Source organism: Gammaproteobacteria bacterium, assembly GCA_016199745.1.
Classification (GTDB): Bacteria; Pseudomonadota; Gammaproteobacteria; order Acidiferrobacterales; family Sulfurifustaceae; genus JACQFZ01.
This window is the reverse complement of record JACQFZ010000004.1, coordinates 105,231-117,063: the sequence shown is the minus strand read 5'-3', so window position 1 is coordinate 117,063 and position 11,833 is coordinate 105,231. Positions and strand designations below refer to the sequence as shown.

The 11,833-nt window shown below is 53.7% G+C and carries 2 protein-coding genes; both read left to right on the top strand.

Features of this window, described 5'->3' with window-relative positions:
• Positions 1–172 precede the first annotated feature (172 nt).
• Entirely contained in the window at positions 173–814 is a 642-nt protein-coding gene (locus HY308_01120) for a hypothetical protein (GenBank protein ID MBI3896878.1), read from the top strand.
• Positions 815–1,463: 649 nt separating this feature from the next.
• Positions 1,464–11,729: a putative Ig domain-containing protein gene (locus tag HY308_01115; protein ID MBI3896877.1), complete on the top strand. Its 10,266-nt coding sequence runs from the start codon at positions 1,464–1,466 to the stop codon at positions 11,727–11,729.
• Positions 11,730–11,833 lie beyond the last annotated feature (104 nt).

Genomic DNA, 11,833 nt, shown 5'->3' with positions numbered 1-11,833 from the left:
GCCGGCCGCACTCGTCGCTTGACGGGCAGACGCCGGATACCGTGTACTTGAATTGGTTGCCGTCGTCCCAGGCAGCATAGTCGACAGAGCTATCACTTTATCGTTGGTGGAAAAGTGTCTTAACGAACGGGGCCACTTCTCAGGGAGCTACGCTAGTGCGGACCAAGAAGTTTTGTCTGATTTGCATTTCAAACCAGGCGAAAAAAAATATGCGTTAGTGATCAACAATGACAAAAAGGTTTGCCGCTACATGTTAGATGTCTTAAACGGCAAAAAGAATGACGTTGATGCAGTGGAATGGATGCATTACGGAAGACCGGAAGACAGTACCTTTAACTACGGGGCTGAATATGCAACGTTTGATATAAATAACGACGGACGCAATGAAACGGTAGTCCGGTGGCATGGAAGCATTACGTCTGTCGACGTCGATTCGCTATTTATATTTTCAGGCGATGTTTCATTAAGATCTCTTCAACAATTCTCCGAATTGGAAGAGCACAGTATCGGTACTGTCCGGATTCAACATTCGTATGAGTTGCAATTATTGCCGCCTTTACCTCATGAAGGCTGGATGCAGGCGAATAAGCAATATTTTCCCGCCTTGACGTCATACACCTCGATACACCCATTTTCATTGAAGGGTGAATATTATGTGCTCTTATCGGAGTCTTCGGACGTTAAGTTGGACCCGCAATTGATAGTTGTCGCCCAATACAAGAAAGGGCGTGTTTCTTCGGCAGACCAGTCTCAGATGAGAGATATCTGTTACCTAAGCCGCCCGGCAATTCGTGCCTCAATGAAAAGATATTGAGTAGAACATAAAAAATTATTAAGGGGATTTTATGCTAACCGGCTTGCACACTAATTGGATTACCACTTTCTGACCCCTTGGTCCCGTGTGCAGTCTCGAAAATTTCGATATCGGAAGGAAAACAATGACACGCAATAATCAGCCGAACACAAACGAGGAAAGAATTTCCCTCCGAACGCTTCGCTATTGCTCTGTTGCCAATACCCTTGTCTTGTTTCTAATGCACTTTTTGTTTGCCTTAAGTTTATCTGCATGCGCTTCTGAGATCTCGAAAGATATATCGTCGAATAGCTTTGAGGGTACGTGGGAACCTGAATCAGAAAATTATTGGGGACTCGGAGATCTTGTTATTGAAAACGATACTCTCACGTGGGGTAATTGCTTAAATGTGTCGTACAGCGTACTGAAAGTGGAACCTGGTACTTACTACCTCGAATTGGCTCGTAACCAAGTATGTAGGCTCAGAGGCGATGCGTCTTTTCTGATACTTGAACCCAAGCCTAGCAAAGTTGAGGTATCAATCTGCAAAGATAAGTCAGAGTTGGGTAAGGAAAGGAAAGATCGTTTATGTTCGCTGGGCGTCCTTCGCAGGAAATAACTCGGCTCAGTATTGGTGCGTTCAATTAGATAGAAAAAGGGGAGAATAAATATGGCACTTATACAAAGACCATCTACAAATTTTAATGAAACTGCGTTTCAGTTCATATGGAGAGGAGAAGGTTTCGAGCCGGGTGTCTACGGCGATCTCGTCGGTGTACCGACGATTGGTTTTGGTTACGCGCTGGCCATTAAGAATGCACAAGGCACCTGGGCACTTAAGGGGACCTTAGCCTCAGACTTCAACGCTATCGGCATAACGATAACGGCGGGTCAGCAAACGACGCTTAACGATATTGTGACGGCGCTCAACGCTGGCAATACGCAGCAAGCGCGGAATTTGTCTGATGGTCTCGGTGATCAAATCGGTGCCGGCGACATTCGTACTATTTCTCAGCAGGAAGGCCGCACACTTTTTGACTTAGAACTCAATCGCGCTCTCAATGCAGTTCGTGATCGTTTCAACAGTTTTTTAGGCATTGTGGCCGGAAACGCATTATTTGTATCTCTTCAGGATACCGAGGAGATGGTCGCGTTAGCTTCGATGGCGTACAACTCACCAGCGCTTATTGGCCAACGACTCACGCTCGCACTATCGAATGGTGACCGTGCGGAGGCATGGTTCGAGATTCGATATGACAGCAATGGCGGTAATAGCCAATCGTCCGGTATCGCTAACCGCCGCTACCGTGAATCCGACCAATTTGGTTTGCACAACGAAGGCGTAATCGCCGCTACCGACACGGACGCCAAAGCGGCGTATCGCATGTACACCCGTCATCGCCAGACCATCCTGGATTACGAGCAGCGGTATAGCCCAATTACTACCGGTAGTGATCCCATCACGATTAAACTCGACGGCGCCCGCAACTACTTGCGCGACACGTATATTACGCAGCTCGGTGTGAATATCGGACTGACCGGCGACATTCTCGTCGGCGAAGACCAAACCACGATTTATTACGGCAAGACCGATGACGACTACGGCCTTATCGGCACTGCGCTGAACGACCTCATCTTCGGCGAATCCGGAGAAGACTATATCTATGGCCAAGCCGGCGACGATGTTATCTACGGCGGTACCGGTAGTGACGCCCTAAACGGCCAACAAGGTAACGACTATATCGACGGTGGCAATGGCAATGACACCTATTTCTACAAAGTCGGCGACGGCCATGACACTCTTGTCGATTCCGATGGCATCGGCCGTATCATTTACATTGACGCCACCAACCATTACTCCACCCTTGCCGGTGGCTATCGCCCCCAAGGCCAATCCGGCAGCTACCAAAGCGACGATGGCCACTTTACCTACACCTTAACCGGCACTGTCCTTACCGTCGTTGCCGACGGCACCACCATCCTGACCATTAATAATTACCAGCCCGGACAGCTTGGTCTCCGTCTCACCGACCTTGTCCAAAACCGCGTCAGTACAACCACGAACGGCACCGACGACGCCGATCTCATCAGTGGCGACGGCATCCTCACCGCTGCCGCCGGCAATGATCTCGTGCGCGGTGGCGCCACCGACAACCAAGGCAGCCCCGGCATCATCGGCGGCACCGGCAACGACTGGCTCAACGGCAACGAGGGCAATGACTGGTTAGAAGGCGGCGACGGCAATGACTTTTTAGCCGGTGGCCCCGGCCACGACATTCTTAAAGGCGGAGATGGCAACGACTTCCTCGTCGTCTATGCCTCAAGCGGAGCGGCCGAAGCCGTTCCTTATTACGATCCTGACGGTGTCGGTGGCGTCGGTCCTTCGGCCGTCACGCAAGATCTCTGGCGTGCCGCTTATCAAAACTGGGAATGGAGTGTGGCATTTCTATTAGGCCAATCGAGTGGCCGGATTGAGGTTAATCGCAATTTTACCTTCGACGGTCCGAACGTCACCAATCCCAATGCCGTACGTTATGTCGAATACGTTTCCTACGATCTTGCCTCGATCGATACTCAGGGCGATAGCCTCTTTGGTGGCAACGGGGACGACGTTCTTTGGGGCTATCTGGGCGACGACCTGCTCGATGGAGAAATCGGTAACGACTATCTCTTGGGCGATGAAGGCAATGACACCTTATTAGGTGGTACCGGTAATGATTTTATCGCCGGCTCTTTGGGGAACGACATTATTATTGGTGGCCCCGATACGCTAAATGTCGGGGAGACCGACAACGATGCGCTTTATGGCGAAGAGGGTGACGACCTAATCTTCGGTGGCGCCGGCAATGACATCATCGAAGGCGATTTCAGTAATCCCAACTTAACGCTCGATCGTCACGGTAGAGACATTCTTTACGGCGGAAGTGGCGACGATAGCCTCTATGGTCAAGGCAACGATGACCTTCTGAATGGCGACGCCGGTGCCGATGAACTCGTCGGCGGTCAGGGCAACGACATCCTTTACGGTGGCGCCGACAACGACAATCTCTTCGGCGATGCCAGCGATCTTGCTGCTGATCAGCAGGGCAACGACAGTCTGTATGGTGAAGCGGGTGACGATTATCTCCGCGGTTTCGGCGGCAATGACTTATTAGACGGCGGCAGTGGTAATGATCAGCTCGTCGCCGAAGCCGGCAACGACAATCTATCGGGTGGCGATGGCAACGATATTTTGTACGGCATGGACGGCGACGATCTGTTGCAGGGTGGTGGGGGTAACGACACCCTCGTCGGTGGTGCCGGCCGCGATATTTTGGAAGGCGGCCAAGGCAACGACACCCTCTGGCGTGATCAAGATGACATTGTCGTTTATCACGTTGGCGATGGAGTCGATACCGTCATGTTCGGCACAGGGGCTGGTGCGATCGAGATCGATGGTTATGGCATCAGCCAATTCCAAATCGGCCAAGCGCAGGGTGCAGACGGCTGGCAATACCTAACGCTCACTAGTGGCACCGATAGTATTTCCATTCAGGGTGGTTTCCTGTCTGCGAATCAGACATTCACTATCGATGGTGAAGCGCTTAACCAACAACAGTTAATGACCTATGCTCCAGCAATGAATCTTATCGGCACCGTTGGTGGCGACACGATTTACGGCAGCAATCAGAACGACGTGTTGTATGGGTACGTAGCCCTCGGAGAAGATGGCGGCGATGTTCTGTATGGCCAAGGTGGTGACGATATTATCGAAGGTGGTGCGGGTGATGATGTCCTAGAAGGGGGTGCTGGTAACGATCTATTGAAAGGACAAGCGGGTAACAATGTTCTTCGCGGTGGCGAAGGTAGTGACATTCTGTATGGTGGAAATGAGAGTGATGTCTTAGACGGCGGAGCCGGCAACGATACGTTATCCGGTGGTTTAGGCGCGGACACCTACCTGTTTGGTCGCGGTGATGGACAGGATGTAATTGCTGGCACATCTTCGTTAAGTCGAGTGGTATTCGATGCAGATCTAACTGCCGCCAATATTGCGGTGTCGTTTAGTGGATCGGATCTAGTTCTGGCAATTAGTGGAACCAGTGAAAGTTTGACACTCCGCGACTTTTCCGTTGCCGGTCAATCTCACTTAGGCAACTTTATATTCTCCGACGGTTCACGGTTATTTGCCTCCACCGCTGGTAATGATCTTATTTTAGGTACCGACGGTAACGATGCTCTTTCGGGAGGCGGAGGCAGCGATCAAATTTTCGGATTTAATGGAGATGATGTTATCGACGGTGGTGACGGAGACGACATGCTTGTCGGCGAAGATGGTTGGCTCGGTTCTACTGGCGGCAATGACGTTTTAACCGGCGGAGCCGGGAGGGACAATATATATGGCGAAGGTGGAAACGATACGTTAGACGGTGGGACCGGTAACGATTTCCTGTATGGAGGTTATGGTAACGACACTTATGTTTTTGATGTGGGATCTGGCCGAGATGAAATACGAGAGTTTGGTACCGATACGGATAGGGATCGAGTTGTCTTCGGAGCGTCAATAACAGTTTCTCAGGTCGATGTAACTGCTAACGGCAACAATCTCGTTCTCTCGCTTCTTGGCACGTCGGATTTATTGACGGTTGTAGATTTTTTCAGCGCTCTTAACCGTCGGGTAGAGGACTATTTGTTTCAAGACGGTAATTCGCTATTCAGAACAGCGGGCACTGCAGCTAGTGACTATTTAATGGGCGGTGCATTTTCCGATAGTTTGTCGGGACTCGATGGAAACGACTCGATTTGGGGATTAGAGGGGAACGACACGCTTAATGGTGGCAACGGTGTCGATAGTTTGAACGGAGGTGCAGGCGATGACGTGTTACGTGGCGGAAGCGGAAACGATTCGCTGTCGGGAGACGTGCCAGAGTGGGTCTCGGGTTCGTTTGGAAATGACGTTTTGTATGGCGAAGATGGTGACGACTATCTAGCGGGGTCGGGTGGCGACGATATCCTTGATGGAGGAACTGGCAGTGATCAGTTAGCTGGCGGTGCGGGTGCTGATACCTATTTATATGGCCGAGGGTACGGGAACGATCTGATTTACACCGACTACCGTAACAATGAAGACCAATTGCGTTTGACGGGAAATGTCTCGCCTTGGGACGTGGAGTTTGTGTTGGCGAGTTTCGACGGTACCGCGCCTGATGACCTAGGTATCTCGCTCGGTTCTGGTGATCAGCTTATCGTTCAGGCGTGGTTCGAGTCGTGGGCCACTACGAGAGATCGCCTGAGACAAATCAGTTTCGGTAACGAATTAACCATCAGCATGGGGGATTTAAGAGTTGGCACCTCAGGAAACGACAGCCTCGTCGGTACTGATAATGCGAGCATCCTCGCGGGCGGCGATGGCAGTGATACGGTGCAAGGTCAAGGTGGCGATGATTTACTTTACGGCGATGCAGCAGCAGATGTTCTATACGGCGGGGCCGGAAATGACACATTAGTTGGAGGTGCCGGTGACGATACGTTGGAGGGAGGGGTGGGGGACGATGTCTACGGATTTCGTACTGGTGATGGGACCGATTTAGTAACGGATATTAGTGGATTCGATCGAATCAGTTTTGGCAATGGAATCTCTACTAACAACTTATCTGTTAATCAGGATGGGAATAATCTGCGGATTGACTATGGAATGTCGAGTACGTTCAGAATCGCTGACTGGTTCGTGGGCAATCGGATCGAACGTTTCTCTTTCGCCGATGGGACGGTTCTCACCGATGCCGAAATGCAGGCGCTTATCGGGCAAGCCCCGATCAATAATCCACCAACGGTCGCCGCATTTTTAATCGACCAAGTAGCGGCCGAAGACGCGACGTTCACGTATACAGTTCCCGCGGGTTCTTTTGCTGATCCAGAAGGCGGAAACCTTACCTACAGCGCAAGTCGCCCAGATGGCACCGCATTGCCAGCATGGCTCAACTTTAACGCCACGACTCGCACTTTCAGTGGTACGCCGGCCAATGGCAATGTTGGTACGTTTGACGTACGAGTGACCGCTACCGACATCGGCGGTCTTTCCGTCTCGGATGTTTTTGTACTCAACGTCAACAACACCAATGACGCTCCTACTGTTGTCAATTCAATTTCGGATCAAACGGCAACCGAAGACAGCACATTTACCTATCAGGTGCCAATCAATACTTTTGGCGATATCGATATAGGTGACACGCTGACTTTTGCTGCAACTCTCAGCGACGGTAGTGTGCTTCCTGTCTGGCTTATATTTAATGCGGCGACGCGGACGTTTAGCGGAACGCCTGGCAACAGTAATGTTGGTTCGTTCGATATCCGGGTTGTTGCTACCGATAGCGGTGGTGCTTCAGTCGCAGATGTATTTCACCTGACGGTGAACAATGTCAACGATGCGCCTACATTGACTAACCCCGTTGCGGATCAGATCGGTCAGGAAGGGACTTCGTTCACTTATACCGTTCCAGTCAATTCATTCAGCGACGTTGACATCGGCGATACGTTAACGTTCAGCGCTAGCCGAAGTGATGGTTCGGCGCTTCCGTCTTGGCTCGCATTCAACAGTGCGACTCGTACCTTCTCCGGTACTCCAGGCAGTGCCGATGCCGGTACGTACAGTCTCCGAGTCACTGCTACCGACACGGCAAGCGCGAGTGTTTCCGACATCTTTGTCGTTACTATCGCCGACGTTCCGAGCGGCCCCATCCTCGGCACCAGTGGCGATGATGCATTGACCGGCACTTCCGGGAATGACGAACTGCGGGGGCTGGCGGGCAACGACACGCTAACCGGCAATGCCGGCGACGATCTCTTAGACGGCGGCACCGGTGTGGACAGTATGACCGGCGGCAGCGGCAACGATACTTACATCGTCGACGACGCCGGTGACATCGTCACTGAAGGTTCGAGCGGCGGGACCGATACGGTGCAAGCCAGTGTCACCTACACGCTCACGACCAACGTCGAGAACCTCACGTTGACCGGCACGAACGCCATCAACGGCACCGGCAACACCCTCGCCAACGTCATTACCGGTAACTCGGCAAATAACAGTCTTAGCGGCAGCTCGGGCAACGACACGCTGTATGGAATGGGCGGCGACGATTCGCTCAATGGTGGCACTGGTAACGATACGATGATCGGCGGAATCGGCAACGATACCTATACCGTCGACAGCACCAGCGACATCGTTACCGAAAATGCTGGTGAGGGCACCGACAAGGTTAATAGCTCGGTTACGTACACGCTCACCAACGACGTTGAGAATCTTACGTTAACCGGTAGCACTGCCATCAACGGCACTGGCAATGCGCTCGACAACATTCTGACCGGCAATAGCGCCAACAACACACTCACCGGCAACGCTGGAAACGACACCCTCGATGGCGGCAACGGGTCCGACACTATGACTGGCGGTACCGGCAACGATACCTATGTCGTCACCAGCACCGGCGACATCGTCACCGAAAATGCAAACGAAGGCATCGATACTGTCCAAAGTTCCATCACCTATACGCTCGGGACCAACCTCGAAAACCTAACCCTCACCGGTGCTACTGCCGTCAACGGCACCGGCAATGCACTCGATAACATTTTGACCGGCAATACTGCCAACAACACACTCACCGGTAACGCCGGTAACGATACGCTCGATGGTAAAACGGGCAGCGATACCTTGAAGGGCGGCACGGGCGATGACACCTATATCGTCGATAGCACCGGCGATATCGTCACCGAATTGGCGAATGAGGGTACCGATACGGTCGTTAGCGCTATTACTTACACGCTCGGCGCCAACGTCGAAAATCTGACGTTGAGCACGGCTGCCAACCTTAACGCGACCGGCAACACATTGAACAACACGCTTACCGGTAACAGCGGTAACAACACGCTTACCGGTCTCGGCGGCGACGACATTTACCTCGTCAACCTCGGTTCCGGGCAAGACGTTGTCATCGACAGCGCCGGTAACGATTCGGTTCGCTTTGGTAACGGCGTTGTCGCGAGCGATTTGACGGTGTCGCGTGCGGTCGATGATTTGGTTGTCGCGCTCAACGCTTCCGACCGAATCACTGTGTCGAACTGGTTTACGGGCAGTCGGATCGAGTTGTTCACTTTCGTCGACGGTAGCAACTTGACTGCCGCCCAGATGGAAGCGCGCATCGGTGGTGCGCCGCCGAATACGGCGCCGGTCTTGACTAACGCTATCGCCGATCAGGCGGCCACGGAAGACAACGCCTTCTCGTTCCAAGTTCCAGTCAACACCTTCGCAGACCCGAACGACACGCTGGCCTACAGTGCCACATTGACGGACGGCAGCCCACTGCCGAGTTGGCTCAGCTTCAATTCGACGACGGGTACTTTCAGCGGCACGCCATTAAACGGCAACGTCGGCAGCACGAACGTGCGCGTTACCGCCACCGACACGGGTGGACTAACGGTGTCGGACGTGTTCGCCATCACCGTAGCCAACGTCAACGACGCGCCAACGGTAGCGAATCCCATCCTGGATCAAACCGCGAGCGAAGACGCAGCGTTCAGCTTCCAGATGCCGAGCAACAGCTTTGCCGATGTCGATGTCGGCAATACATTGACTTACACTGCCAGCCGCAGCGACGGTAGCGCGTTACCGTCATGGCTCAGCTTCAATACCGCCACACGTACATTTAGTGGAACCCCCGGCAACAGCAACGTCGGTAGTATGGATGTGCGTGTTACGGCCACCGACCCGAGTGGGGCTGCAGCGACCGACATCTTCACGCTCAACGTCACTAATACCAATGACGCCCCAACGCTAGCAAACGCCATCCCCGATGGCACCGGTAGCGAGGGCAGCGTATTTACCTATACGGTTCCCTCTACCACTTTTGCTGATGTCGATGTGGGTGATACGTTGAGTTACAGCGCTAATCGCAGCGACGGTAGCGCGTTGCCATCGTGGCTCAGCTTCAATGGGACGACCCGCACATTCTCGGGTACGCCCGGGAGCAACGACGCTGGCGCTTATAGCATTCGCGTAACGGCGACTGATAGCGCGGGTGCCAACGTCAATGACATCTTCGTGCTCACCATCGCCGATGTCCCGGTCAGCAATCCATCGCCGACCTTGGCGAATGCTATTTCCGACCAGGTTGCCCCCGAAGACGCGAGTTTCAGCTTCGTGGTTCCGGCCAACACATTCTCGGATCCAGGCGACACGTTGACTTACAGCGCAATCCGCGCCGACGGCTCGGCGTTGCCCACATGGCTCAGCTTTAATAGTACGACGCGGATCTTCAGTGGGACGCCGGCCAATGGCAATGTCGGCGCCGTCGATGTTCGAGTCACGGCCACTGACACCGCCGGCGCTACTGTTTCCGATGTCTTCACGCTGAACGTAACGAACGTTAACGACGCACCGGTACTGTCGAACGCGATCCCCGACAAAGCCGGCGCCGAAGGTAGCGCCTTCAGCTACGTCGTTCCGGCCAACACCTTCAGCGATGTGGACGTTGGTGACGTGTTGACCTACAGCGCCACTCGCAGTAACGGTTCATCGTTACCCTCATGGCTCAGCTTCAATGCGACGACTCGCACCTTCTCCGGTACGCCGGGAAGCGCCGATTCTGGGACGTATGACATTCGTGTCACCGCCACCGATAGCGCCGGCGCGAGCGTCAATGATGTCTTTGCGTTAACCATCGCCGACGTGCCGTCGGGCGGTCCCAACACGGCTCCGGTTGTCAGTGCGCCGTTGTCCGATCAATTCGCGGATGCCGGTGCGGCGTTGACCTATACCGTGTCCGCTGCCACTTTCACGGACGTCGGTGACACGCTGGCCTACAGTGCGAAATTGGCTAACGGCAGCGCGCTACCGGCCTGGCTCAGTTTCAATCCGGCGACGCGCACTTTCAGCGGCAATCCCACGGCTTCGCAAATCGGTACCCTGGCGCTGCAGGTGACCGCTACCGATACCGGCGGCTTGACTGCCAGCACTCCACTCACTCTGAACATCGCCAACCGCATCAATGGCGGCTCGTATTGGGCTGTCGTTGTCGGCACCGCCAACGTTGACCATATCCTCATGCCCAACGACGGTGGCGATGCGTACGGCGGTGCGGGTAATGACTTAATCGAAGGCGGCGTGAACGGCGAGTCGCTCAACGGCGAAGCCGGCGACGACACTTTCTTGATCGTCGGCAACAACGCCAACGCCGATCAGGTCAACGGCGGTCTAGGTTTCGACCGTATCCTTGGCAGCGAAGGCGATGATCGCATTCGTCTTTACGACTACCAGAACGACAACACCGTCGAGCTTATCGATGGCAGGGGTGGGACCAATCTTATTTCCAGCGACGTCTATTGGAGTGTTCTCGATCTGCGCAACACCACGCTTAAGAACATTCAAGGCATCGAAGCGGGGAACGACGGCGCGTTAATTTACGGTAGTCAAGGCAACGACACCATCCAGGGCGGTATCGCCGATGACGATCTCACCGGCGAAGGCGGCAATGACATCCTCGGTGGTGGTGCCGGCAACGATACGCTCGCTGGCGGCATCGGCAACGACACGTATCGCTTCAATCGGGGTGACGGCCAGGATGTTGTTAACGAAAACGACGCTACTAGCGGCAATCAAGACGCGGTTCTCTTTGGCGTCAATCCGCTCGATATTGTCTTCATTCATAACGGCAACAACTTGCAAATGCGTCTGCACGGGGGTAGCGACACCCTCACTGTCAATTCATGGTATCTCGGCAATTCCTATCATACGGAAACGCTGAAGGCGGCCGACAATCGTCAGATTGCCGATAGCCAAGTCGAGAGCCTCATCCAGGCGATGGCAAGCTTCAGCGCTAGCCATGGTGGTATCACTTGGGACCAGGCTATCGATCAGCGGCCGCAGGAAGTGGAAAGCGTGATAGCGGCGTATTGGCACGCGTAGATATTGCCCTCGCCTGGCCTTCTCTTCATGCAGCGGCGCGAGGGGAAGCAGTTAGGAAAGTGTAGGGTGGGCAACGTATTCTTGCCCACGCGGATATGCGGAAA

Bases quoted from the DNA above. Each gene is read 5' to 3' on its own strand.
- HY308_01115 (MBI3896877.1), top strand. From the start codon at position 1,464: ATGGCACTTATACAAAGACCATCTACAAATTTTAATGAAACTGCGTTT.